This is a genomic window from Achromobacter marplatensis, assembly GCF_049060505.1.
Lineage (GTDB): Bacteria > Pseudomonadota > Gammaproteobacteria > Burkholderiales > Burkholderiaceae_B > Achromobacter > Achromobacter marplatensis_A.
Map to the genome: position 1 here is coordinate 331,317 of NZ_JBMGRB010000004.1, position 25,327 is coordinate 356,643.

Annotated in this window: 23 protein-coding genes; 17 read left to right on the forward strand and 6 right to left on the reverse strand. The window is 62.1% G+C overall.

Going from position 1 to position 25,327, the window contains the following annotated elements:
• Positions 1-269: 269 nt before the first annotated feature.
• The 3 genes from ACI0FO_RS12610 to ACI0FO_RS12620 form a co-directional block, all read right to left on the reverse strand.
• Complete coding sequence (locus tag ACI0FO_RS12610) at positions 270-674, reverse strand: DUF1090 domain-containing protein (protein WP_416027067.1); 405 nt, start codon at positions 672-674, stop codon at positions 270-272.
• A 98-nt stretch (positions 675-772) separates the two neighbouring features.
• Complete coding sequence (gene ubiA / locus ACI0FO_RS12615; RefSeq protein WP_416027069.1) at positions 773-1,699, reverse strand: 4-hydroxybenzoate octaprenyltransferase; 927 nt, start codon at positions 1,697-1,699, stop codon at positions 773-775.
• A gap of 215 nt (positions 1,700-1,914) precedes the next feature.
• Positions 1,915-3,111, reverse strand: coding sequence for a PLP-dependent aminotransferase family protein (locus ACI0FO_RS12620; RefSeq protein ID WP_416027070.1), 1,197 nt, complete (start codon positions 3,109-3,111; stop codon positions 1,915-1,917).
• Positions 3,112-3,269: 158 nt separating this feature from the next.
• Here ACI0FO_RS12620 and ACI0FO_RS12625 point away from each other — a divergent pair, with 158 nt between their 5' ends.
• The 12 genes from ACI0FO_RS12625 (at position 3,270) to clsB (ending at position 16,507) form a co-directional block, all read left to right on the forward strand.
• The gene (locus ACI0FO_RS12625; protein ID WP_416027072.1) at positions 3,270-3,755 is read left to right on the forward strand and encodes a GAF domain-containing protein; all 486 of its coding nucleotides are present in this window, start codon (positions 3,270-3,272) and stop codon (positions 3,753-3,755) included.
• Positions 3,756-4,097: 342 nt separating this feature from the next.
• Positions 4,098-4,991 (forward strand): 4-hydroxy-tetrahydrodipicolinate synthase, encoded by an 894-nt coding sequence (gene dapA, locus ACI0FO_RS12630; protein WP_416027074.1) that lies wholly within the window; start codon positions 4,098-4,100, stop codon positions 4,989-4,991.
• A gap of 134 nt (positions 4,992-5,125) precedes the next feature.
• On the forward strand, positions 5,126-5,902 hold the full coding sequence (locus ACI0FO_RS12635; RefSeq protein WP_416027076.1) for a sterol desaturase family protein: 777 nt from the start codon (positions 5,126-5,128) through the stop codon (positions 5,900-5,902).
• Positions 5,862-6,794 (forward strand): fatty acid desaturase family protein, encoded by a 933-nt coding sequence (locus tag ACI0FO_RS12640; RefSeq protein WP_416027078.1) that lies wholly within the window; start codon positions 5,862-5,864, stop codon positions 6,792-6,794. Before ACI0FO_RS12635 ends, ACI0FO_RS12640 begins: the two co-directional genes overlap by 41 nt.
• Positions 6,795-6,825: 31 nt before the next feature.
• The gene (locus ACI0FO_RS12645; RefSeq protein WP_416027079.1) at positions 6,826-8,760 is read left to right on the forward strand and encodes an iron-containing redox enzyme family protein; all 1,935 of its coding nucleotides are present in this window, start codon (positions 6,826-6,828) and stop codon (positions 8,758-8,760) included.
• The gene (locus ACI0FO_RS12650; RefSeq protein WP_416027081.1) at positions 8,757-9,653 is read left to right on the forward strand and encodes a DUF6999 family protein; all 897 of its coding nucleotides are present in this window, start codon (positions 8,757-8,759) and stop codon (positions 9,651-9,653) included. Before ACI0FO_RS12645 ends, ACI0FO_RS12650 begins: the two co-directional genes overlap by 4 nt.
• A gap of 181 nt (positions 9,654-9,834) precedes the next feature.
• Positions 9,835-11,118, forward strand: coding sequence for a putative Na+/H+ antiporter (locus ACI0FO_RS12655; protein ID WP_416027083.1), 1,284 nt, complete (start codon positions 9,835-9,837; stop codon positions 11,116-11,118).
• 207 nt (positions 11,119-11,325) lie between these two features.
• Positions 11,326-11,646 (forward strand): FmdB family zinc ribbon protein, encoded by a 321-nt coding sequence (locus tag ACI0FO_RS12660; protein ID WP_416027085.1) that lies wholly within the window; start codon positions 11,326-11,328, stop codon positions 11,644-11,646.
• Between the two features lie 16 nt (positions 11,647-11,662).
• A complete protein-coding gene (locus ACI0FO_RS12665) occupies positions 11,663-12,328 on the forward strand; it encodes a DUF502 domain-containing protein (RefSeq protein ID WP_416027087.1) in 666 nt (221 codons plus the stop codon).
• A gap of 40 nt (positions 12,329-12,368) precedes the next feature.
• A complete protein-coding gene (aspS, locus tag ACI0FO_RS12670; protein WP_105555778.1) occupies positions 12,369-14,156 on the forward strand; it encodes an aspartate--tRNA ligase in 1,788 nt (595 codons plus the stop codon).
• A gap of 276 nt (positions 14,157-14,432) precedes the next feature.
• Positions 14,433-15,299: an endonuclease/exonuclease/phosphatase family protein gene (locus ACI0FO_RS12675; RefSeq protein ID WP_105555779.1), complete on the forward strand. Its 867-nt coding sequence runs from the start codon at positions 14,433-14,435 to the stop codon at positions 15,297-15,299.
• On the forward strand, positions 15,296-16,507 hold the full coding sequence (gene clsB / locus ACI0FO_RS12680) for a cardiolipin synthase ClsB (protein WP_416027090.1): 1,212 nt from the start codon (positions 15,296-15,298) through the stop codon (positions 16,505-16,507). Before ACI0FO_RS12675 ends, clsB begins: the two co-directional genes overlap by 4 nt.
• 8 nt (positions 16,508-16,515) lie before the next feature.
• Here the strand turns inward: clsB and ACI0FO_RS12685 are convergent, their stop codons facing one another.
• The 3 genes from ACI0FO_RS12685 to ACI0FO_RS12695 form a co-directional block, all read right to left on the reverse strand.
• Positions 16,516-17,385: a DMT family transporter gene (locus tag ACI0FO_RS12685; protein ID WP_416027091.1), complete on the reverse strand. Its 870-nt coding sequence runs from the start codon at positions 17,383-17,385 to the stop codon at positions 16,516-16,518.
• Positions 17,386-17,469: 84 nt separating this feature from the next.
• Positions 17,470-18,822 carry an MFS transporter gene (locus tag ACI0FO_RS12690; RefSeq protein WP_416027093.1) on the reverse strand — a complete coding sequence of 451 codons (1,353 nt, stop codon included), beginning with the start codon at positions 18,820-18,822 and terminating at the stop codon, positions 17,470-17,472.
• 99 nt (positions 18,823-18,921) lie between these two features.
• Positions 18,922-19,491 (reverse strand): SRPBCC family protein, encoded by a 570-nt coding sequence (locus tag ACI0FO_RS12695; RefSeq protein ID WP_416027095.1) that lies wholly within the window; start codon positions 19,489-19,491, stop codon positions 18,922-18,924.
• 449 nt (positions 19,492-19,940) lie between these two features.
• Between ACI0FO_RS12695 and ACI0FO_RS12700 the strand changes: the two genes are divergently transcribed.
• The 5 genes from ACI0FO_RS12700 (at position 19,941) to ACI0FO_RS12720 (ending at position 25,090) form a co-directional block, all read left to right on the forward strand.
• Positions 19,941-21,062 (forward strand): MraY family glycosyltransferase, encoded by a 1,122-nt coding sequence (locus ACI0FO_RS12700; RefSeq protein WP_416027097.1) that lies wholly within the window; start codon positions 19,941-19,943, stop codon positions 21,060-21,062.
• A gap of 123 nt (positions 21,063-21,185) precedes the next feature.
• Positions 21,186-23,051 (forward strand): hypothetical protein, encoded by a 1,866-nt coding sequence (locus ACI0FO_RS12705; RefSeq protein ID WP_416027099.1) that lies wholly within the window; start codon positions 21,186-21,188, stop codon positions 23,049-23,051.
• Positions 23,048-24,040, forward strand: coding sequence for a glycosyltransferase family 2 protein (locus tag ACI0FO_RS12710; protein ID WP_416027101.1), 993 nt, complete (start codon positions 23,048-23,050; stop codon positions 24,038-24,040). The genes ACI0FO_RS12705 and ACI0FO_RS12710 overlap by 4 nt, the downstream gene beginning before the upstream one ends.
• A gap of 1 nt (position 24,041) precedes the next feature.
• Positions 24,042-24,755 carry a class I SAM-dependent methyltransferase gene (locus ACI0FO_RS12715; RefSeq protein WP_416027103.1) on the forward strand — a complete coding sequence of 238 codons (714 nt, stop codon included), beginning with the start codon at positions 24,042-24,044 and terminating at the stop codon, positions 24,753-24,755.
• Positions 24,752-25,090 (forward strand): EamA family transporter, encoded by a 339-nt coding sequence (locus tag ACI0FO_RS12720; RefSeq protein WP_416027105.1) that lies wholly within the window; start codon positions 24,752-24,754, stop codon positions 25,088-25,090. The genes ACI0FO_RS12715 and ACI0FO_RS12720 overlap by 4 nt, the downstream gene beginning before the upstream one ends.
• Positions 25,091-25,327 lie beyond the last annotated feature (237 nt).

Here is a 25,327-nt window from a genome sequence, read left to right on the forward strand (position 1 = left end):
CTGGCCTCATTGCTGGGGGTTCGCTTGCTGTGTCCCGATGAGATGCATTCTGTCCTCAAACAACCCTGGGATAAACCCTTATTACCTGAAAACATCTTTCCAAAATCCGCACTAATCGATTTCGATTCTTCCAAATGACACCATAGGTGGCGATATTTCCATTTGATGACGCAATAGGTAGTAGTTCCGGAGGCCAGCCAAGGGCCCATGAAAAACGCAGCCCCGGGACGGGCCCGGGGCTGCGCAAGGGAAATCGGGGGGGGGCTGGCTTAGCGGTTCAGTTCGACCAAGGCGGCGTTGTATTCGGACTGGGCTTCTTCCAGCTTGCGCTGGGCCTTGTCGATTTTGTCCTGCTTGCCCTTGGCGCGCGCCTCTTTCAGATCCTGCTCGCGTTCGGCCACCTTCGACTGCTTTTCACGCACGTCGGCTTCGCGCTGCGATTGCAGGCGAGTGTCGGTGCAATGGGCTTTGGCTTCGGCCAGGGCCTTGCGCAGCCCCGCTTCGCGGCGGGTGTTGTTCTGGGCCTGGGCGGCCGCGATGTCGTTTTCGATCTCGCAGAACTTGGCTGCGCAGCCGCGTTGTGCCGAGCAGTCGGTGGCGGCTTGCGCCGGCAATACGCCGAACAGGGCGCATGCGGCGACGGCGGCCGTCAGGGATTTGATCAAAGCAGGCATGCGTTGTCTCCGTAAGCGTGGCGGGACCCCATGATCGCGCGATCCCGCGCCGTCGGCAATGCGCAAGGTCAATCGCCTCCGGGCGCCGGCATGCGGGCTCAGCGGATAAGCGTGCCAGCCAGCGCGGCGCCCACCAGCAGGGCGCCCAGCCACAAGTTGGCGCGGAACAGCATGAAATTGCGGTCGGGGCGCTGGATGTCGAATACCTTCAATTGCCATGCCAGATGGACGGCGACGGCGGCGATGCCCGCCTGGTACGCCCACGACAGGCCCATGGCGTAGCCGCCCCAGGCCCACAGCAAGACGGTGGCGACGTAGAAGCCGCCGATCCACAGCTTGCCCTGGTCGCCAAAGCGCATGGCGGTGGAGTGCAGCCCCAGGCTGCGGTCGTCGCGCACGTCGACATAGGCGTAGATGCTGTCGTAACCCACCTGCCAAAGCACCGCGCCCAGCCACATGGCCACGGCGGCCAGCGGCACGTGGTTCTGCGTATCGGACCAGGCCATGAGCATGCCCCAGTTAAAGCAGATGCCCAGCACCACTTGCGGCCAGTACGTGACGCGCTTGCATAGCGGGTAGATGAAGACGAAGGGCAGCACGGCCACGGCCAGCCAGCGGCTCATTTCGTTCAGGAAAAACAGCAGGGACCCGCACACCAGCAACTGGCCCAGCAGGAACCACACGGCGTTTTTCATCGTCAGCTGGCCGCTGGTCAACGGGCGGAAGCGCGTGCGTTCGACGTGTTTGTCGAAGTTGCGGTCGCACATGTCGTTGACCGTGCAGCCAATGCCGCGCATCAGCAGGGCGCCCAGAGAAAAGACGATCAGCCGTTGCAAGTCGGGCAGGCCGCCGGCCGACTGGACCAGCGCGGCGATGGCCGGCAGCAGCGTCAACCACGTGCCGATGGGGCGGTCCAGGCGGCACAGGCGGGCATACGGCCGCCACGACCTGGGAAGCCAGCGTTCGACCCAGTCGGTGAAGACGATGTCGCTTAAGTCGACGGGAGATTGTTGCGGAGCGCTCACTGTCACGGTCGGAAAATGGTCGGGAAAGCCGACAGCATAAAACAACGGCCGGACATTCAGTCCGGCCGCCGGATATTCCGTCGTGCCAGGCGCCCCTACGAGGCACCTCCCTCATAGGCCGCCAGCGCAGCTCAAAGCGGGGCCGCACGGATCCGGCTCCGCCGGTCCGTCGCGGCGCCCCCTGGGGGAGGCGCCGCAGGCGCTTCGGGGGGGCTCTACTCCCCTTTTAGCAGCTTGCCCAGGATAGCGATGCCGGTGCGGATCTTGTCTTCCGGCACGGTGGCGAAGCTTAGGCGCAGCGTGTTGGCGCGGCCCGCGCCGCTGTAGAACGGCGCGCCCGGCACGAAGGCCACGTTTTGCGCGATGGCCTTTTCCAGCAGCTTGGTGCTGTCGATGTGCTCGGGCAGCGTCAGCCAGATGAACATGCCGCCTTCCGGCTGGGTCCAGGTGACGGTGGACGGGAATTCGCGCTTGATGGCCTCGAGCATGCAGGTGCCCTGGGCGCGATAGATTTCACGCACGTTGGGCAGGTGCTCGTCCAGGAAGCCATCCTTGACGATTTCGTACACGGCCATCTGCGTCAGCGTGGGCGTGTGCAGGTCGGTGGCTTGCTTGGCCTGCACCAGCTTGTTGATCAGCGGGCGCGCGCCGGCGATGTAGCCCAGGCGCAGGCCGGGGGCCAGCACTTTCGAGAACGTGCCCAGGCGCACGACGTTGGCGCCGTATTCGGCTGCCAGCGACACCAGGCCCGGCTGCGGCTCGCCTGCGTAGCGCAGTTCGCCGTAGGGGTCGTCTTCGATGATGGTCAGGTTCAATTCGGCGGCGCGCTTGACCAGCGCGATGCGGCGTTCCAGGTTCAGCGTGCGGCCCGTCGGGTTCTGGAAGTTGGGCAGCGCATACAGAAAGCGCGCGCCGTCGGCCAGTTCAGGGGTGATGGCTTCCGGGATCAGGCCGCCTTCGTCGGTGGGCACCGGCACGAACTTCGGCTGGTACAGGCTAAACGATTGCAGCGCGCCCAGGTAGCTGGGATCTTCAACCAGGACCTTGCTGTCCTTGTCGATCAGCACCTTGCCCAGGAGGTCCAGCGCTTGCTGCGAACCCGAGACAATCAGGATCTGGTCGGCGGCAACATTGGCGCCGGCGCGGTTCAGGTCGTCGGCAACCCATTGACGCAGCGGCGCGTAGCCTTCGGTGGGGCCGTATTGCAGGGCCGCGCGGCCGTTGGTGGCCAATACCTTGTCGAATGCAGCACGTACCACTTCTACCGGGAAGCCGCCGGGCGCAGGCAGGCCGCCAGCGAACGAAATGACTTCGGGGCGCTCGGTGACCTTGAGGATTTCGCGGATGGCGGAGCTGGTAAGTTGCTGAGCGCGTTCCGAAAAGGAAAACGCAGGTTCGAAAGGCTTGTCCATGGATTGCTTCTTGAAGAAGAAGGGTAAAGGGAGAGGCTTGTGAAGGGGACTGCGACAAAAAACTATTGTCCCATACGGTAGCAGCCCGGCCCCTTTAACGGACGAAACCCCTAAAATCACCTGCATCGATAACCGCCTGTACAGTTACATTTGACGCCATGTTTGAAGCCGCCCCGATCGTCGCCGATTCCAAAGCCGCCTTGTACGCCGAACTGGCCGCCCAGGCCCGCGCGCTGCTGGAGGGCGAGCCCGACCGCATCGCCAATGCCGCCAACCTGAGCGCACTGGCCTACCAGGCCCTGCCCGACCTGAACTGGGCGGGTTTCTATTTCTTCGACGGCACGGAACTCGTGCTGGGACCGTTCCAGGGCAAGCCGGCCTGCGTGCGCATTCCGCTGAACCGCGGCGTATGTGGCGCGGCGGCCAGCCAGCGCCAGACGCAGCTGGTGCCCGATGTGCATGCGTTTCCTGGCCATATCGCCTGCGACGCCGCGTCCCGCTCCGAGATCGTCGTGCCGCTGGTGCATCAGGGCAAACTGATCGGCGTGTGGGACGTGGACAGCCCGGTGCCTGACCGTTTCGACGAAGACGACCGCCGGGGCATGGAAGCACTGTGCGCGGTGTTCCTGGCCAGTCTGGGCTGAACGGCGCGGCACGCATTCGAACGTTGCGCCTGCCGCCGTTGACACGGTGGCAGGCGCCCGGTAGATTTCTGCATCCGTCGCTTATCGCGCGTTCCAAACATTCATGATTCATCAGGCCTTCCAATCTGCTTCCTGTCTCCGCGCCCTGGGCGTGGTGCTGGCTGCCGTCGGCCTGAAATCCAAAAAACAGCCGCTCATCTGACCGGAGCATGCTGTTCCGTCAGATGGGCGACGGAACAGCGGCCTCCTGGCGGCGCTTTGGCGCCTCTGCGCACCCCCTGATATCCCGAGCACTTCTGTACGGCCACCACCACGGTCCGCTTACATCGAAGGAGTGTTCTCATGCCGTCTCAATCTTCTCTTTTCCAGGGCGTCTGGGTGCCGCTGGTGACGCCGTTTTCCGGCGGCGCCGTGGACGGAGGCGCCTTGCGCCGGCTGGTCCGCCATTACGCCGCGGCGGGCGTGGACGGGCTGGTCGTGTGCGGCAGCACCGGGGAAGCCGCGTCGCTGGACGACGCCGAGCAATTGGCCGTGCTGGACACCGTGCTGACCGAGGCCGGCCGCCTGCCTGTTGTCATGGGCCTGGCCGGCAACCATCAGGGCCACGTGCTGCAGCGTTTGTCCGCGTTCGGTACCCGGCCGCTGGCGGGCATCCTGGCGCCCGCGCCATATTACGTGCGGGCCGGGCAGGAAGGCGCGGCGGCGTACTTCCGTTGTCTGGCCGATGCGTCGCGTTTTCCCCTGGTGCTCTACGACATTCCCTACCGGACGGGCACGACGCTGGACACGGAAACCCTGTTGACGTTGGCGGCGCACCCCAACATCGCCGCCATCAAGGACTGCGGCGGGTCGCTTGCGAAGACGCTGGCGCTGATCGCCGACGGCCGAATGAACGTGCTGGCGGGTGAAGACCTGCAATCGCTGTCGACGCTTTGCCTGGGTGGCACGGGCATGATCGCGGCGGCGGCGCATATCCGGCCCGACCTGTTCGTGGCCATGTATCAGGCCGTGCGTGCGCAGCAGCTGGACCTGGCCCGCAAGCTGTTCCAGGCATTGGTACCCGTGATCCAGCTGGCGTTCGAGGAACCCAATCCGGGGCCGTTGAAGGCGCACCTGGGGCGCCAGGGGTTGCTGACGGATGAGTTGCGCCTGCCAATGCCTGCGGCAAGCGCGGCGCTGGCGGCGCGCATGGATGCGGCCGTTGCGGGCTTGAACCGCCAGTATCCCTGCCAGTAGCCGGAAGTTAGACCGTTCCCGACGCCCCGTCCGCCAGCTTTGTGGTGCCCGGATTCATTTTGTAATAAATGCCTTACCGGGAAGCTGACGGATTGCTTATGATGCGGCCATTCTCAGGGTGAAACCAAACGTTTATGGCCCAAGCTTTTGAAGCCTTGTCCGGCTGGCAGGTAATGCTGGCAGGGCTGCTGTTTTTCAGCGGCATCTATCTGGTCTTCGGCGCGGCGACCTGGCTGCTGACCCAGCACGTGTTGCCGGCGTTGGGCATGGGGCGGCCGCTGGACCCGCGGCCCTTGGCGCCGGGCCAGTTGCGACGCGAATTCGCCCAGTCCGGGTTGTCCATCCTGTTGTTCGGCACGGGGATGATCTTCCCGTGGGGCCTGTTGCAGTTGGGTTGGGCCCATCTGGACCCGAACCCGAGCTGGCAGAAGGTCGTGGTCGAAATCCTGGTACTGGTAGCCTGGAACGACGTGCATTTCTGGGTCAACCACCGGCTGCTGCACACCAAGCCGCTGCGCCGCTTCCATCTGCCGCACCACCGTTCGGTGGTGACGACGCCGTTTTCCACCTACAGCTTTCATCCCATCGAAGCCCTGATGCTGGGCAACGTGATTTTGCTGCCGATGCTGCTGCATGATTTCAGCTTCTGGGCGCTGGCGTCCGTGCCGTTGTTCAGCCTGTTCTTTAATTGCATCGGGCATGCCAATTACGACTTCTTCCCCAAGGTGTCCTATGCCCACTGGTTTGCAGCCAGCCGCCGGCATCACCTGCATCATGCTTGCTACAACGGCAATTACGGTTTTCAGTTCACGTTCATGGACCGTCTGTTCCGCACCCGGCTGAAGGCCGAGGCGGCCGCCGTGCAGCTTGATGCGTTTCAGCGTAGAGAATCGCTTGGCGGACGGGCGTAGTCCAAGACGCCGGCTGCCGTCGCTGCGCAACTGGCGCGACTGGCAAAGCCTGGCCTATCTGGCCGTGCTGCCCGCGTTGGCCGCCTGGCAATGGGTGCATGGATTCTGGTGGCCGCTGTATGCGCTGATGCTGTTCCTGACGCTGGGCATCGGTGTCATCCACCACAACCACACGCATATCAGGATGTGGCGCGGGCGCTGGACCAACCGCGCCACCGATTTTTGGATCACCCTGTTGCAGGGGCATCCCACCTTCGTGTTCTATCCCGCGCATGTGGCTAACCATCACCGCTTCAAGCATGGCGCGCGCGATGTGGCGCGCACCTACCGGTTCGGCGGCGACACGAACCACCTGTGGGGCTATCTGATTCATCCGTTGCAGGCTGGCTGGGTGCTGTATCCGCTGTTCTTCGCGTGGCTGGCGCGTTTGCGCCGCCATTGGCCGGGCGCATGGCGCTACTGCCTGGCCCAGTACGGCGCGTGGCTGGGTTTGTGGGGCGGCCTGTTGGCCGTGAATCCGGTCAAGGCGCTGGTGTTCGTGATCGTGCCGCAGCTGCATGGGTTGCACTGGCTGCTGGCCACGAATTACCTTCAGCACGCGCATGCCGACGGCGGGCCGCGCGCCGTCGCCGGGCTGAATTACGCGCGCAATTTCGAAGGGCTGGTCAACCCGTTGCTGTTCAATATCGGCCTGCATACCGCGCATCACGAGCATCCGCGCGCGCACTGGTCCGACCTGACCCGGCTGCATCGCGAGCACTATCGCCAACACGTCGATCCGGCGCTGAACGAAGGAGGGCTTGCGCCCTACATGTTCCGCGTCTTCGTGCTGGGCGCGTTCTTGCCGCGGTTCCGCAGCCGTTCCTGCATGGCGCCCGAGCATATCCGCTAGCGCCGCCCCATTCCCACTAGAGACCCGCCACATGCCTATCGCGTTCAATCGTGTCTACCTGGAGAGCGCCGGCTACTTCATGCCGGGCGAGCCCGTGTCCAACGACGCCATGGACAGCTACATCGCGCCGCTGAACCGGATGTCCAGCCGCATCAAGAGCCGCATCCTGGCCGAGAACGGCATCAAGCATCGCTACTACGCCATCGATCCCGAAGGCGCCACGGTGTTCACCAATGCGCAGCTGGCCGCCAACGCCATCCGCGATTGCCTGCGGCGCAACGATAGCGACCTGTCCGCCGTGTCCATGTTGACCAGCGGTTCGTCGGGCGGCGACGCGCTGATGCCGGGCTTTGCAAACATGATCCAGGGCGAACTGGCCGCGCAACCGATGGAGACGCTGTCCGTGCATGGCATCTGCGCCGCCGGCGTATCGGCGATCCAGGCCGCCGCGCAGGGCGTGGAGATGGGCGGACACGCCAGTGCCTTGGCCGTGGCCAGCGAACTGCCGTCGCGGCTGTTCAAGCGTTCGCGCTTTGCGGCGCGCGGCTACGACGCGGACTTCGACGCGCATTTCCTGCGCTGGATGTTGTCGGACGGCGCCGGTGCGCTGCTGCTGGGCAATACCGGCCGCGCGCTGCCTGGCGCATCCAGCGGCGTGCGGCTGAAGTTGAAGTGGGTGCACCAGCGGTCATTCTCGGGTGATTATCCGGTGTGCATGCAGCTGGGGTTGTCGGCGGACCGGCAGAAGGGCCACCTGGACTATCCGTCCTGGAACGAGGCCGAGGCCGATGGCGCGCTGTCCTTGCGACAGGACATCCGGCTGCTGCCGCACCTGTTCGATATCGGCATCCACGAATACGCCAAGCTGGTACGCGACGGCTGGCTCGATCCGGACCAGGTGGACCATTTCTTGTGCCACTACTCGTCCGAAAAATTCATCCCGGTGGTCGAAGACCTGATGGAGAAAGCGGGCCTGGTGATTCCGCGCGAACGCTGGTTCAGCAACCTGGCGTGGCGCGGCAACACCGGGGCGGCGTCCATCCTGATCATGCTGGCCGAATTCCTGGAGACGCGCGAAGTAAAGCCGGGCGAGCAGATATTCTGCTATATCCCCGAGTCGGGACGCTTCATGGCTGCGTACATGCTGCTGGAGGCCGAAGCTGTGCACGCGCCGCTGGCCGTGGCGGGCAAGTCGGCAGGCGCGGGGCCGGTGGCGGCGCGCGACGACGCGCAAAGCGGGGATGCCGACGCGATCGCGCCGCCGCATGATCCGGATATGGCGCCCCAAGGGCTGGGCCAGTTGCTGACCGAGCTGGCGGCCATCTGGCACGACTACCGATCGCGCGTCTGGCGCACGCCGGTCGTGCGGCGGTTGCGCAATCGCCAGTTCCAGACTGCCGACTACCTGAACTGGATGGAGAACTGGATCCCGCAGGTGCGCGAAGGCAGCAAGTGGATGCGCGAAGGCGCGGCTTCGCTGTCCGGGCAGTACGCGCCGCTGGCCGCGCTGATCGACATGCACGCGGGCGAAGAGCAGAACGACTTCCAGATACTCTTCCAGGACTACCGCAACGCGGGCGGCACGGTGGACAGCATCGACAAGCTGCGCCGCAATCCGGGCGGCGAAGCACTGAACGCGTATTTGCACAGCTTGGCCGCCACGCGCGACCCCATTGGCCTGCTGGGCGCGATCTACATCATCGAAGGCACGGGCCAGCGCATCGTGCCGGCGCTACTGCCGCTGCTGAAGGCCAGCCTGGCGCTGCCGCCCGATGCCTTCCGCTTCCTGGAATACCACGGCCACAACGATGAGCACCACTTGGCGCGTTGGTTGTCGGCGGTGGAACTGGCGTTGGACTGCGACGAGGACGGCCGCGCCGAACAGCGCATCGTGGACACCGCGCGCCGCACGGCCGCGCTGTACCTGATGCAGTTCCATCATGTGATGGAGGGCGACACGGCATGAGCAAGGAACCCGAATTCCTGACCAAAGCGCACGACCCGGCCGACCCCAGCCCCTGGCTGGCCTTGTACCTGGATCGCAGCACACCCTTGCCCGACAAGGTGAAGAAGGCCTGGCTGACGGATTCCAGTTGCGCGTCGCGCCAATACCTGCTGCCGTTTTTGCGGCCACTGGCGCGTGCCTTCATCATCCTGATTCAGGTGATCAAGACGTTCCTGCCGCGCCGCTGGTCGCATTCCCGGCTGCTCCACCGCATCCTGGCATGGGGACTCAAACGCTTCGTGTCGCCCGAGGCCAACTGGCTGATCCTGCGCCACTTCCACCTGGGCGCGCAGGCGCTGGCCTTCATCGCCGCGAACTCGCCGGTGCCGATCACGACCCATCCGCTCGAACCGCTTGAGATCGACGACCTGAAGGACGAACTCTTCGTCAAACACGACCTGAACCTGTTCAACTTCGTCATCCGGTTGAACCAGGCGCTGCGCGAGGCGGGTGTGGAAATGCATGCGCCCCAGACCGTCGATTTTTCGATGATCAAGGATCCGCCGTTGAAGCTGGAAGACATGCCGCAGGGCAAGCTGAACTTCCTGGACCTGCAAAGCGCCATCGAACTGTTCACGCCGCTCTACCAGCTGATGCTGACGGACAACGATTTCTGGCGCGCGGCCAATTCCCTGCAACTGGACGAGACCATCGGCATCTACGCGGCCAAGCTGCTGGGCGCGCCGCAGCACCTGATCCTGGTCAACAACAGCCATCCGCTGGTGCCCATGTCGACGCTGCGCGCTGGCTATCGCCTGGTGTTGCACGGCTTGTCGACCGAGATGCTGCACAGTCTGCTGATGGAGATGAAGGCCGCTCAGCAGGGGGCGGAACCGCCGGCGCCAATCGCGTAGGCATGCGGGGCGGCGATGGGCCGCCTGCCCTGACTTGCGTTGGAGCGACTTGGTGTAGACCCTGCGTTACACGGAAAAACGCCTGCGTTATATTGCGTCCCTTGTTCGGCGGGATGCGCCGGACCGCGTTCGCATCGCGTGATTCTCCGTTGCGTAAGTCTTTATTCCGGAAGTCTCTCTTATGCCGCAGCCCATCGAAGTTATCGCCACCGTCTTGTTCGCCGTGGCGGTCCTTCATACCTTTTCGGTTCCCGTTTTTGCGCGGCTGGCGCATCGGGGCGGACCGCATGCGGGCTTCTGGCACCTGTTTTCGGAAGTCGAAGCCGTCTTCGGTGTGTGGGCCTTTGCGCTGATCGTGGCGATGGCCGCGTTGTCGGGGCCGGCCTCCGCCATCAATTACATGGACACGCGCAACTTCACGGAACCGCTGTTCGTCTTCGTGATCATGGTGGTGGCGGCCAGCCGGCCCATCCTGGAACTGGTAGGGCTGATGGTGCGCATCGTGGCGCGCATGCTGCCGCTGCCGCGCGAACTGGCCACGTTTTTCGTCGTGATGGCGCTGGTGCCGCTGGGCGGCTCGTTCATCACCGAGCCTGCCGCCATGACGCTGGCCGCCATCTTGCTGCGCGACGCGTATTTCCGCACAAGCGGGCGCGCCGGCTTCAAATACCTGACGCTGGGCGTGCTGTTCGTGAACGTGTCGATTGGCGGCGTGTTGACGTCATACGCCGCGCCGCCGGTGCTGATGGTGGCGTCCACGTTCGGCTGGGATTCCACCTTCATGGTGCAGCACTTTGGCTGGCGCGCGGCGGTGGCGGTCTGCCTGAACGCCGGCCTGCTGACCTTCATCTGCCGCAAGGCGCTGATGGAGCGGTCGGTGGGCACGGGCGGCGGCGTGGACGCGCCGGAAGGCGCGGATTCGCGTCCTCCGGTGCCCGCCCTGGTTATCCTGGTGCACCTGGCCTTTTTGGTGGCGGTGGTGCTGGCCGCGCATCATCCGGCGATCTTCCTGGGCCTGCTGATGATGTTCATCGGCTTTTCCGAGGCGTACAAGCGCCACCAGAACCGCCTGCTGATCAAGGAAGGCCTGATGGTCGGATTTTTTCTGGCCGGCCTGGTGGTGTTGGGCGGGCTGCAGAAATGGTGGCTGCAAGACCTGCTGGGCGGCCTGGAGCCGTTCGTGCTGTTCTGGGGCGCCACTGCGCTGACCGCCATTACCGATAACGCCGCGCTGACCTACCTGGGGTCGCTGGTGGAAGGCACCAACGAGGCCTGGCGCTACATGCTGGTGGCTGGCGCCGTGACGGGGGGCGGGCTGACGGTGATTGCCAATGCGCCCAACCCGGCTGGTTTCGCCATCCTGAAAAACCACTTTCCCGATGGCAGCATTTCGTCCGGCCGGCTGTTCCTGTCCGCCCTGGGGCCGACCTTCGTGGCGGCCGTCATGTTCCTGCTGCCTGTCTAGGGGAAGGGGGAGCCAATCCCGGCGCCGGCCCCCTGGGAAGGCCGTTCCCGGCCCGCCCGACGGGCTGGACACCGACGGTTCATGAAAAACCGCTAAAATTCAAGACTTTCCCGTACTTTTTCCGGCCTTGCCCACCCGCCGCCCCGGATCCGTTCGTCCGGCGGCCGACGGCTTTTGATTTGCCGGGCCCGCGCCTGGGAGCCCCTGATGCCCATCTACGCTTATAAGTGCAGCGCCTGCGGCCATGCCAAAGACGTTCTGCAGAAGATCTCTGATGCGCCGCTTTCGGTTTGTCCCGAATGTGGCCAAAGCACGTTTTCCAAGCAGGTGACCGCGGCTGGATTCCAGCTCAAGGGCTCCGGCTGGTACGTCACCGATTTCCGCGGCAACGGTTCTGGCGGCGCCGCGCCGGCCAGCACGCCGGCGTCGTCGGAAAGCGGCGCGCCCGCTGCGGCGTCCGCCGCGCCGGCGGCTCCGGCGGCCGCTCCCGCGCCTGCCGCGCCGGCCAGCGGAACGCCAGCCGCCTAGCGCGCACGCCATGCGGATGCGCCTCATCAAAAAGTACTTCATCACCGGCCTGTTGATCTGGGTTCCCCTGGTCATCACGGTGTGGGTGCTGGGTTTGCTGGTCGCCACCCTGGAAGGGTTCGTGCCTGGCTTTTTGTCGTCCGAATCGCTGTTCGGCATCGATATCCCCGGCTTCCGCTTCGTCCTGGTCATCGTGGTGGTGCTGATGACGGGCGTATTTGCGGCGAACCTGATCGGCCGTACCATGGTGGACCAGTGGGAGAACCTGCTGGGCCGCATTCCGCTGGTGCGCTCGATTTACAACTCGGTCAAGCAGGTCAGCGATACCGTGCTTGCCCCGAACGGCCAGGCGTTTCGCCGCGCGGTGCTGGTGCAGTATCCGCGGGCGGGCTCCTGGACGATTGCCTTTGTCACCGGCACGCCCAGCGGTGAAGTCGCCAGCCTGTTGCCCGGCGACCACATCAGCGTGTATGTGCCGACGACGCCGAACCCCACGTCCGGCTTTTTCCTGATGGTGCCTCGCGTCGACGCGATCGACCTTCATATGAGCGTGGACGCGGCATTGAAGTACATCGTTTCCATGGGCGTTGTCGCCCCGGCCCTGGCGTCCGCGCCGGAGGACCGGCCGGCCCCGCTCTCTCCGGCGCATGGCGTGCAAGACGCACCCCGCGCCGATTCGTAACCCTTACGCTCAAACTAAGCACACAACGGAGTCATCCCGCATGCGTACCTGCTACACCGGCCAGGTTTGCCGTGACCATCTCGGCCAGACCGTCACCCTGTACGGCTGGGTGAACCGCCGCCGCGACCACGGCGGGGTCATCTTCATCGACTTGCGCGACCGCGCGGGCCTGGCCCAGATCGTGTTCGATCCGGACAACGCCGCCTTCGCCACCGCCGAGCGCTTGCGCAATGAATTCTGCGTTCGCGTCACCGGCCTGGTGCGTGAGCGTCCGGCCGGCACGGCCAACAGCGAACTGGCATCCGGCGAAATCGAGGTGCTCTGCAAGGAAGTCGAGATCCTGAACGCGTCGGTCACGCCGCCGTTCCAGCTGGATGACGACAACCTGTCGGAAACGACCCGCCTGACGCACCGCGTGCTGGACCTGCGCCGTCCGCAGATGCAGCGCAACCTGATGCTGCGCTACCGCGTGTCGATCGAGACGCGCAAGTTCCTGGACCAGCTTGGCTTCATCGACATTGAAACCCCGATGCTGGCCAAGAGCACCCCGGAAGGCGCACGCGACTACCTGGTGCCTTCGCGCGTGAACGCCGGCCACTTCTTCGCGTTGCCGCAGTCGCCGCAGCTGTTCAAGCAGATGCTGATGGTGTCGGGCTTTGACCGCTACTACCAGATCACCAAGTGCTTCCGCGACGAGGACTTGCGCGCCGACCGCCAGCCCGAATTCACCCAGATCGACTGCGAAACGTCGTTCCTGAACGAGTTCGAGATCCGTGAAATCTTCGAAAACCTGATCCGCCACGTGTTCAAGGTGGTGCAGGGCGTCGACCTGGCCCAGCCGTTCCCGATCATGCCGTGGACGGAAGCGATGCGCCGCTACGGTTCGGACAAGCCGGACCTGCGCGTGAAGCTCGAATTCACCGACATCACCGACGTGATGCGCGATGTGGACTTCAAGGTATTCGCCGCCGCCGCCACGGCGCCCGGCAGCCGCGTGGTCGCCCTGCGCGTGCCCGGCGGTGCTGAAATGTCGCGTAGCGAAATCGACGGCTACACGCAGTTCGTCGGCATCTACGGCGCCAAGGGCCTGGCCTACATCAAGGTCAACGAAGTGGCCAAGGGCCGTGACGGCCTGCAGTCGCCCATCGTCAAAAACCTGCACGACGCCGCGCTGGCCGAACTGGTCAAGCGCACCGGCGCGCAAGACGGCGACATCATTTTCTTCGGCGCGGATCGCGAGAAGGTCGTCAACGACGCCATCGGCGCGCTGCGCGTGAAGATCGGCCACAGCGAATTCGGCAAGAAGACCGGCCTGTTCGAAGCCGGTTGGCAGCCGCTGTGGGTGGTTGACTTCCCGATGTTCGAATACGACGAGGAAGACGGCCGCTACACCGCCGCTCACCACCCGTTCACCAGCCCGAAGGATGGCCACGAAGACTTCCTGGAAACCGATCCCAGCAAGGCGTTCGCCAAGGCCTACGACATGGTGCTGAACGGTTGGGAAATCGGCGGCGGCTCGGTCCGTATCCACCGCGAAGAAGTGCAGAGCAAGGTGTTCCGCGCGCTGAAGATCGGCGCCGAGGAAGCCCGCGAGAAGTTCGGCTACCTGCTGGACGCGCTGCAGTACGGCGCGCCTCCGCATGGCGGCATCGCCTTCGGCCTGGACCGCATCGTCACGATGATGACCGGCGCTGAATCGATCCGCGACGTGATCGCCTTCCCGAAGACGCAGCGCGCGCAGGATCTGCTGACGCAAGCGCCGTCGGAAGTCGATGAAAAGCAACTGCGCGAATTGCACATCCGCTTGCGTAACGTCGAAAATAAGTAAGCCCCCCCCCCCGAGGCGCCGGGGGCGCCTCCCCCCCAGGGGGGCGCCTCGCGGGACCGGCGGAGCCGGATCCTCGGCGGCCCGGATTGTGCGGCGGTACTTGCTTGCGGCGTGTTGCGTTGCCTTTGTGGCGTGGCTGCTTGTTAATGTTCTGTTGCGGCTAGGGGTTGCTGAATTGGAGTAATCTGGCAAACGCCGCTTTGTTGGCGGTGCTTGCCGGGCCTGCTCTTGGGCCCGGCTAGTGGTTCCTCTGCTTTCAAAGGCGCCATCGCTTTTATGTCGCTCATCCGTGTCGTCAGCTACAACATTCACAAGGGCCGTTCGGCATTGGGCCGACTCGATTCCCTGAATGAACTTCGCCTGGGCCTGTATGGCCTGCGCCCGGACCTCGTCTTCCTGCAGGAAGTCCAAGGCCGCAACGAGCAGAAATCGCTGCTTGACGCTCAACACGAATCGCTAGCTGCCGCCCTGCGGCTGGATGTGGCCTATGGCCGCAACGCTATCCGCCATGCGACCGATCACGGCAACGCGCTGCTGTCGCGCTTTCCCATTCTTGACCACGAAAACCTGGATATCTCCGACCATCGGCTGGAGCAACGCGGCTTGCTGCATGCGCGGATCGAGCTTGATGGCCGCGCGGTGCATTGCTTCGTGGTGCATCTGGGCCTGTTCGCCGGTAGCCGCAGCCGCCAGATTCTGGCGCTGACCGAACGCATCCGGCACATGGTGCCGGACGGCGAGCCCATCTTGATCGCGGGCGATTTCAACGACTGGAATGATCGCCTGGCCCCGCTTTTCGTGCAGCAGCTGGGGCTGTATGAAGTGTTTTCGCATGCACCGCGTAGCCATGGCGGCGAATTGCCGCGTCTGCGTGACTCGGTTAAGCGCTTAAGCAATGCACTGCGGGGCTTGCCCAACAGTGGGCTGTCCGTCATGGAGCGCAACAACCAATTGGGCATGGAAGGCAGCTCGCGCCTCTTGTTGCCGCCGCCCCGAACGTTTCCCGCCGTGTTCCCGTGGTTCCGCCTGGATCGTATCTACCAGCGCGGCTTTGCCGTGCGCAGCGCGCGCGTGTTGCGCGGCCGCGAATGGGCGCGGATGTCCGATCACTCCCCCTTGCTGGCCGAGCTGGAACTTCCGTGAAGGCCGAGCAGGTCAAGCTGGAATGGACCGACGGCAACGGCATCCGGCTGTTGCAGAACGGCACTGATTTCTTTCCCGCGCTGTGCGCGGCCATCGATGCCGCCCAGTTCAGCGTGCATCTGGAAACCTATATCTTCATGGTGGACCGCACCGGTTCACGGGTGCTGGAATGCCTGGCCGCAGCCGCCCGGCGCGGCGTGAAGGTACGCGTGGTGCTGGACGGCTTCGGCAGCGCCGACAGCGTGGCCATGGTGCGCGACCGCTTGCTGGAAGCGGGCGCGCAATGCCGCATTTTCCGGCCCGAACCGCGCTGGTTCGCCCGTCTGATCCCGTCGCGCAGCCGCTTGCGCCGGCTGCACCGGAAAGTCACCGTCGTGGATGGGCGCGTGGCGTTCATCGGTGGCATCAATGTCATCGACGACTACGACGACCTGGATCCCACGGATGGCATCTCGGCGCCGCGCTTTGATTTTGCCGTGCAGGTGGAAGGCCCGCTGGTGACGGACGCGGCCTATGCGCAAGACCTGCTGTGGGTGCGGTTGAACTGGGCGCGCCTGCGGCGCCATCCGCGCGACTGGAACCGCATGCGGCTGACCAAGCCGCGCCATGCGCCGGTAGCCCCCTGCGGCACGCTGCGCGCGGCGTTGGTGCTGCGCGACAACCTGCGCTACCGGCAGACGTTTGAACGCGCCTACCTGTACGGCATTACACAGGCGCGCCGCGACATCCTTATCGCCAACGCCTACTTTTTCCCCGGCCGGCAGTTTCGCCGTGCCCTGGCCCGGGCCGCCGCGCGCGGCGTGCGAGTGCGGCTGCTGCTGCAAGGCAAGGTCGAATATCGCATGCAATACCATGCGACCCGGTCGCTGTACGACCAATTGCTGCGCGACGGCATCGAAATCTACGAATACATGCCCAGCTACCTGCATGCCAAGGTGGCGGTAATCGACAACGTGGCGACCGTGGGCTCCTCCAACCTGGACCCCTTCAGCCTGCTGCTGGCGCGCGAGGCCAATGTCGTCGTGGACGACCAGCCGTTCGCGTGGGACTTGCAGGAACGCCTGGAAACGGCCATCCGCGAGGGCGGCCGCTTCATCCGCCCGTTGGACTACCAGCGCCGGGGATGGGTGCGGCGCTGGGTGGATGCGGTGTCCTATACGCTGTTGCGCATCGGCGTGGCGTTGACGGGCACGTCGGATAAATACTGAGCGCGGGCTTAGACGCGACGCTTGACCAGGCCAAGCGCCAGGGCCGTGCCGATCAGGATGATGGCGGCGCCCACCGCGATGGACGGGGTGATGCGTTCATCCAGGAACCACGCGCCCCAAACTACGCCAAATATCGGCACCAGGAACGTTACGCTGACCGCCCCGGTGGGACCGACGTTGGCGATCAGGCGGAAGAAGACGATGTAGGCCGCACCGGTGCAAACGACGGCCAGCAGGATGGTGGAGATCCAGGCAGCCATCGATGCGGGCGCTTCGGGCCACGCAGAGATCGCCAGCGGCAGCAGCACCAGCGAGGCGGCGATCATGCTGCCGGTGGCGCTGGCCAGGGCGTCCACGCCGGTGAGGAAGCGCTTGGTCCAATTGGCGGCGATGCCGTAGAAGACAGGTGCCGACACGGCGGCCAGCACCGCCGGCCCTGTGCCGCCAGCCTGGAAATTCAGCTTGTCCCACACTAGCACGATGATGCCCAGGAACCCGATCATCAGGCCCAGAGAACGCATCCAGGGCAGCCTGTCCTTCAGCCAAAGCCATCCCACGACCGCGCCCCACACGGGCGTCACCGCATTGGCCACCGACAGGAAGCCGGCGCCGAGCGACTGCGCCGCGTAGGCGTAGAGCAGGAAGGGCACGGCGGCGTTCAGGGTCCCCACCACCAATAGCGCCTTCCAGTGCCGGACGATCACCGGTAGCTTGCCGCGCCACAGCGCGGCCGGCAGCAGGAAAAGCGCGGCCAGGCCCACGCGAAGCTCGATCAGCGCGATCGGGCCAAAATCGCCGACGGCGACGCGCATGAACAGGAAGGAGCCGCCCCAGACCGCCGCAAGCAGCAGCAGGTCCAGCAGATTGCGTTGGCGCATGGTTTGTCTCGGATTCGCCTCGGGGGCGTTCTTGGGTGTGCCTGGGGTAAAGCCCGGGGACTGGGGTGGCGCCTGGGGTGACGCCTACTTCCGGCCAGTGACCAGATTTTTCATCTTGACCCGATACGCCAGCAGCGCGCAGGTCAGCGACAGCACAATACACAGGACCAGGCCGGCCCGCACTCCGTTTAGTACCGTGCTGTGTGAAATGATGATGCCGACCACCGCCGTGCCCAAGGCGCTGCCGATGGCGCGCGTGGTCTGCACCAGCGCCGAGGCCACGCCTACGTCGCGGCGTTCGCTCAGCATCTGCATGAAAAGCGTCAGGTTGGGCAGCAGGAATCCCAGCGCGCAGCCGTTGACGAAGAAGGCGGCAAGGATCCACCACGCCGACGTGCCCGGGGAAATCAGCAGCACCATCAGCGTGCCGGCCGCCAGCAACAGGGCACCGAACACCATCAGGCGCTGCGGCTCGGTCTGCTTGGGGAACAGCCGGCCGTTGACGATGCTGCCAACCGAGATCGCCGCAACCAGCGGAGTCAGCAGCAAGCCGGCCTCGCTGGGCGTGTAGCCCAGCACCTGCTGCAGCAGCAGCGGGCTGTAGAAAATCAGCACGAACATCACCGCGCCGACCATCATGGCGGCCAGGCTCAGCAGACGGGAATCGAGGCCCGCCAGGACGCGTAGCGGAAAAATAGGCGATTTCACACGACGTTCGGTAGGAATCAAGATGGCGATGGCGGCCACGCCGACGAGCGCCAGCATGCCTCCCAGAAGCGGACGCGCGTGTTCGCCGCTGGCGAAGGCCAGTTCCAGCGCGGCCAGCGGCGCGCCCACGGCCAGCACCAACAGGATGGCGCCCACCCAATCGATTTTGCGGCTGCCATCGTGGATGGGACGGATACGCGGAAAATAGCGCGCAAGCAGGAAAAAGGCGCCGGCCGCCGCGATGGGCGAGATGAAGAACGCCGCGCGCCAGCCCAACGCCTGCGTGGCCGCACCGCCCAGGACCGGCCCGATGCCGCTGGCCATGGCGAAGGCGGCGGACACCAGGGCCATCCATCGCACCCGCTGCTTGGCGTCTGGGAACAGGTCGGCGGGCGCCGCGAAGGCGGTGGCGATCATCATGCCGCCGCCTACCCCCTGCAGGGTCCGAAACAGGATCAGCTGGGTCATGGACTGCGCCAGACCACAGGCGATCGACCCCAACGCGATGATCAGGACCGAGACCAGCATCAAAGGCTTGCGGCCGAACATGTCGCCCAGCCGGCCGAAAATCAGGATGGACGCCGCGGTGGCCAACAGATAGCCGGTGCCGACCCACGCATACAGGGCCATGCCGTTTAGCGCTTCAGCCACACGGGGTAGCGTGGTGCTGATAATGGTGGAATCCAGCGCCGCCAGCACCACCGTCGCCGACACGCCCGCCATCGCCATCAGGAGGTCCCTGCGGGAGCGGGCGGGGTCGGCGGCTGGCGGGGGCGATGATGGCGGCGGAGTCATGCCGCTTAGGATATCACCGGCCCACTAGGGTTTTCACTTGTAGAACGAGTGGTAACCCCAGAACACCGCGACCACCAACAGCACCAGCACCCACGACCAGCGCGAATTGGAGAGTCCGCGGGGTTCGGGTTCCGGAGGAGGGGGCGGGGGCGCCAGGCGAGGCTGGGCCGCCATGTGGTCGATAAAGGCGGCGAAGAACTTCTGGATGATCTTGTCGCCGGCTTTCAGCAGCAGGCCTTCGCCGCATTCGGCCAGTTTGCCGCCCGCCATGCCGGCCACCGTATAGGCCACGCGGGTGCCCTGGTCCTTGGTGCTGAGATTGACCTGGGCGGTGCCGATGGCGAGACAGGCGGCCCGGCCCTTGCCTTCGAATACCAGCGTGCAGCTATCTGGGGCGTTGACATCGGAGAGCAGGATCTCGCCTTCGTAGTCGGTGTCGATTCCGGCGATATTGGCCCGCAAGGTGACGGCGTACTCCGTAGGGCTGCGCATCGCGACTTCCACGCAGCCCGGTATGCATTTCTGCAACACTCTCGGGTCGGTCAACGCATCCCAAGTCTGGTGTTGCGTCGAAGGAATCCATTGGGCATCGGCAATGCGCATGGCAGTCTCCTTGGAAGAGTTATGCGTTCATTCTTGCGCCGTTTGGAACTTTTGGCTACTGCTCAACGCCGATGGCCAGTGGCGGATCTGCCAAGCGGCGGCGCGATTTCAAGGCCGAGCATGGGAACGTCATCGGGAACCTAGCCGTCGAAACGGTTAAAGTTCTCCCCTGCGCGGGCGGTGGCTACGGGTGGCCCAGTCGAATAGCCCTAGCGGAGGGCGACATGTGGCCGGTAGTGCGCCGGGCAGCCCTCACGGTAAAATCTGATCGTGCGCCAATGCGGCGAGCACGGGACAGTTCAGGGGACGTGCGACATGCGCATTGAATGTGGGTGAAAACCCAACAAAACACCGGCCGTTGTGTACCAAAACGGCAATAAATATTGCGTAGCGCTCCATGGGGAGGGCTTAGTACTAAAATTGCGCGAAATTACAAACGCGGTGTTTTTATGGTTTATGTGCTAGTAGCATTCCTGATTTCGCTTGTGGTCACACTCTTGCTCGTGCGCTACAACACGTTGCATGCCAAATATACCGCTGACCACGACGTATCGGGTATTCAGAAATATCATGTTGTTCCTGTGCCGCGAGTTGGTGGCGTGTCGATTATCGTCGCGATGTTTAGCATTTGCGGGCTGGTCGCATTCAGGGAGCCGTCATTGCAACAGGAGTTGCTGACGCTCATGGCAGTTTCCATGCCCGCGTTTCTCGGTGGATTAGCTGAGGACCTCACGAAAAGGGTGAGGGTCCTTGTGCGTCTAGGGCTGGCGATGGTGTCAGGATGTGCCGCATATTATTTTCTTGGCGCGGAATTGACGCGCCTCGATATCATCGGCGTCGATTGGTTGCTTAAATTCACTGTCGTGTCGTTCATGTTTACGGCAGTCGCCATGGCTGGTGCAGCGAACGCGATCAATATCATCGATGGCTATAACGGACTTGCCGCGGTGATTTCAGCAATGATATTTGCAGGTTTCGCCTATGTCTCCTATTACCTGGGTGATAGGTTCCTTCTTGTGACTGCCGTGGGGATGATCGGCGCCATCGCGGGCTTTCTGGTATGGAATTACCCTCGCGGTCTCATCTTCTTGGGAGACGGCGGGGCTTACTTCGTGGGTTTCATGATCGGTGCGATATCGGTTCTCATGCTCGCCCGGCATCCGCAAGTTTCGGCATGGTTTCCGCTGTTGCTATGTATTTACCCGGTTTTCGAAACTTTGTTTTCGATATATAGGAAGAAGTTCTTGAGGGGCCAGTCTCCCGGTATGCCGGACGGTGTGCATCTCCACATGCTTATATACAAGCGGCTGATCCGGTGGGCCGGCGGGCAGGAAGTGCGTCATCAGATCCAGCGGAATGCAATGACCTCACCGTATCTCTGGTTGCTGTCGTCGTTTGCCGTCATACCGGCGGTGTTGTTCTGGCAGTACGAGTACATACTCATTTTGTTCGTTTTTCTGTTTTCGACCACCTACCTTATTCTTTACAGAAAGCTCGTCCGGTTCGATATGCCGAGATGGTTGGTAATGAGGCAGAGAAAACGGCCACGTCTCAAGAAAACGAAACTCTGAGAGCATCGTCTTGCTGTGATGTTAGGTAAATTTTAGATAATTCGGTTAATAGGAAGAATAATTGTGCTGTCCAACAGGAAGGGCGTTGTAATATCGGTGATATTCGCGTTGTTATTGCTGATAATGCTTCCCCTGCAACCGGTCCTAGATGCCTCAGGAGCACTGAAGATAACCGCCACGGGTGAGCGGAACCCCCTGGCGAAATCGACCGAAGTCTGGCTTTCCTCGCCGCTGGTCGATGATGTCCGCGACTCCGCCACGCAATTGGATAGCGGCTGGGAGCGGCGCGACGGCAGTTTGGTTTCGTTTCAAAATCAACCTGCGACGATTCAAACCAATGCCCGGATCGGATCCGGAGACACGCTGAATTTCACGAAGCATGAATATTCAGGAATAGTCGAAATCAGTAGTGGCGATTTTTCGCAACGTTATGACCTGTATTCCGCCACGCCGGGCACACTCAGGGTCGATCTCTATAGGACGCTGCCGCTTGAGCTGAATGTATGGCGCACGGCGCTGAAAGGCATCCTGGTCTTTGTCACCGCGTTTATGGCGTTCCTTGCCGCGACAAAATTTCTAGCTCGCCTGCGTTCCGACAGTACGGAACCCCGTGCTTGCGCAAACAGCAAATTGCCGCTCAGCTTGTGGCTTGCGATTCCGAGCGTTCTCATTTACGGGCTGGTGCTTGCAGCGTACTGGCCAGCGCAGATGTCGCCGGATTCGATCGACCAATGGAGGCAGATCGTCCACGGGTATTACGCGGACGCGCATCCCATTATGTCGACCTTCCTCTATAAATTGGCGTATCTGATATACCCCGCACCTCAGGCGGCGGCTTTGTTTCAGATTATCGCCTTTACGGCTGTGACCTGGTTTTTCCTGAAGGAAGCGATGGCGTGGGGTGTGCACCGAAATGTCGCAGCGGTGTCGATGGTCATTTTTCCCCTGTTTCCGGCGAATTTCATGCTGGTCACGACATTGTGGAAGGATGTGCCGTTCACCATCGGCATCATTCTATTGAGTACGTTGGCTGCCCGGGAAGTCAGGCGCAACCTGACCCTAACGTGGGGCTCGATCGTTGCGATGAGCTTAGCGGGCATTTTGACCTTTGGCGTCCGCCATAACGGAATCATCATTGTTGTCCTCTTCTTCGTGTTGCTCTTCGTCTTTGCGAAGGGCCGGCGCAGCAAATTGAGAGTTGGGGGGGCTTTGCTTGCTCAACTCGCCGTGTTCCTTATTTCGAAAACACTCTTGTTGAGCGTTCTTGGCGCGTATCCCGTTGCTCCTCATTACCGATCCATTTTTGCTGTTCACATACTGGGCGCTATGGAGAGCGCCGGCGTGCAATTCGATTCCGCCGACAACGACCTGATGGAGAAGGTACTTCCACGCCAGGAGTGGATCCAAGGGTACAACTGCCAGTCGGTTGTTCCGTTGTTCTGGAATAAGCATGTTTCTTATAAATTACTTGCTGAAAGCGCGGGGGATTTGAACGCTCTGATGTTCAAGGAAATTTTGCGCCATCCCGGCGTGTTTCTACAGCATCAGCTTTGTGTTACAGGATTGATCTGGCGTATCGGTGGCATTGGTGACGAAATGGTCGCGATATCGCCGGGAGAAATCACCCGGATGCCGGAAGGCGAGGCTTTGGGTCTCAGTACTCGGCCGCTGCTGCCGGAAGCCAAGCAGGTGCTGGACACTTGGCATAGCCAGATCTTCGCGAAGAGCACCGTCTACACTCGTCCCGCGCTATATATCCTTCTTGGTCTGCTGGCCACGTTGATGGTGATGTATCGTAGCGTGCCCGCGGCGGCCTTGATATTCGCTCCGGCATTGTTCAATTGTGTCGGGCTCAGCGTGCTCATGAGCGCGCAGGACTATCGTTACTTATGGCCATCCGTGGCGATGTCGTTGCTGGTTGTCATGATGGCGATAGGCATGGCCGTCTCCGGTGCGCGGCTGGGCGAAATGACTAAACAGGCTAAATGATGTCTTCGAGAATTTCTGTCGTTATTCCCAGTTATAAGGTCAAGAAGCACATTCTCGAGGTTATAAAGGGCATTGGACCGGAAGTCAGTCGGATATACGTTGTGGACGACTCCTGCCCTGACGACTCGGGGGCATTCGTCCGAGAGAATTGCGACGATCAACGAGTTATCGTGCTGCGCAATGAAGTGAATCAAGGCGTCGGTGGCGCGGTGATGGCGGGGTATCGGGCTGCCATTGCGGACGGTATGGATGTGATGGTAAAGCTGGACGGCGATGGGCAAATGGACCCTAGGCTCATTCCTGATTTTGTTGCACCTATACTTTGTGGGGAAGCTGACTATACCAAGGGGAATCGGTTTTTTGACCTCGAGGAAATCAGGGCCATGCCGAAGATCCGTTTGTTCGGAAATGCTGTGCTATCGTTCATGACAAAACTGTCGTCGGGATATTGGAATTTGTTTGATCCGACCAACGGATATACCGCCATTCATAGGGAAGTCGCTAAGCACTTGCCTATGGACAAAATAAGCAACCGGTACTTTTTCGAAACGGATCTGTTGTTCCGATTGAATACGTTGCGGGCCGTAGTGCTCGATGTGCCGATGGACGCAAAATATGGTGATGAAGTCAGTAATCTGAAGATCGGGAAAATCATCGGCGAATTTTTCTTCAAGCATGTAAGAAATTTCTCGAAGCGTATTTTCTACAACTACTACTTGAGGGATATGTCCCTGGCTTCGATTGAATTGCCGTTGGGATGCTTGATGATTTTATTCGGAAGTTTGTTTGGTATCTACAATTGGATTGATGCGGCGGGCCACGGGTCGACCACCCCCGCAGGAACGGTGATGCTGTCTGCTTTGCCGATTATTGTCGGACTGCAATTGATATTGGCATTTCTCGGGCACGATATCAGTGCCGTGCCGGATAGGCCATTTCACCGCGTTCGTGGATATTCGGCGTTAAGTTTGAAAGATTCGGAGAAATGAAGTGCATAATGAAGACAAGGCTTGGGTGGAATATCGGGAAAAATTCGCCGATGTCTACGATGAGCGCAACTACGAAAGCCCGCTGCAATCCTGGGTGATGCGCGCGAGCCACAAGCTCACTGAACGGCCATTTGACAGCAGCGTCCAGTTTGGTCGGGTATTGGAAATTGGAGCGGGTACTGGCGAACATTTGCCGTTTGTCAGACATCAATTTGACGAATATGTCCTGACCGATATGGATCCCAAGACGCTGGATATCGCCGCCAAGAAGATTGGCGACCAGTATGGTGGACGCGTTTCGTATTCGGTGCAGACCGGGGCCGACATCGATTGCGCTGATAATAGCTATGATCGGGTTATCGCCACGCATGTGCTCGAGCATATCTACCATCCCCACCTAGCCTTGAAGGAATGGCGGCGGGTGCTGAAGCCGGGGGGCACGTTGTCAATCCTTATTCCTACCGACCCCGGATTTGCATGGCGCCTGGGGCGGCGTCTTGGTCCGCGTAAAGCCGCATTGGCGATGGGGATTCCTTACGACTACGTGATGGCGCGCGAGCACGTGAACCCGTGCAATAACCTTATGGCGATTTTGAAGCACTATTTTCCAGAAGCTCAGGAATCTTGGTGGCCCACCAGATTGCCTGCGATGGACCTGAATCTTTTCGTGGCATTTCACGCGGTTGTTGATAAGCCTGATGTGGCAAGCCGATGATTTACATTGCCGCCGTATTGTGCGTCGTCGGGTTGGCAATCGGCCAGATCCTGTTCAAAGTAAGTGCGTCTGCGCTGGCGCAGTCAGGCACTTTTTTTTCGACAAAACCGCTTGGTGCCTTGTTCGCTGCAATGGTGCTCTACGGGATTACGTCGATCGCCTGGGTCTGGGTGCTGCAACGCGTCGAACTCGGGCGGGTGTACCCCATCATGGCACTGGCATTCGTCTTGGTTCCGCTGGGAAGCCATCTCATTTTCGGAGAGCGATTCAGCACGCAGTACTTTTTCGGCATTGCGTTGATCATGGTTGGGATTGTCGTGGCAGGAAAAGCCTAGGATTTTCAGGCGGTTGGCCGCCGTTACCCGACGCTTCCGAACGTGTGGAATAGCAAGAAAGCGCAAAGACGGTGTCTGATCGCAGCGCGGATGTGTACGCTTGCGTTCGTTCGTTTTAGAGGATCAGCAACTACGACCGGCAAAGGATCGTAGCGTGCAGACGCTCCACATCCACGGCTCGTCGCCCACATGGCGGCCGGACCGCATCGAATTTTGATCTAAAATATGAGCGCCCTC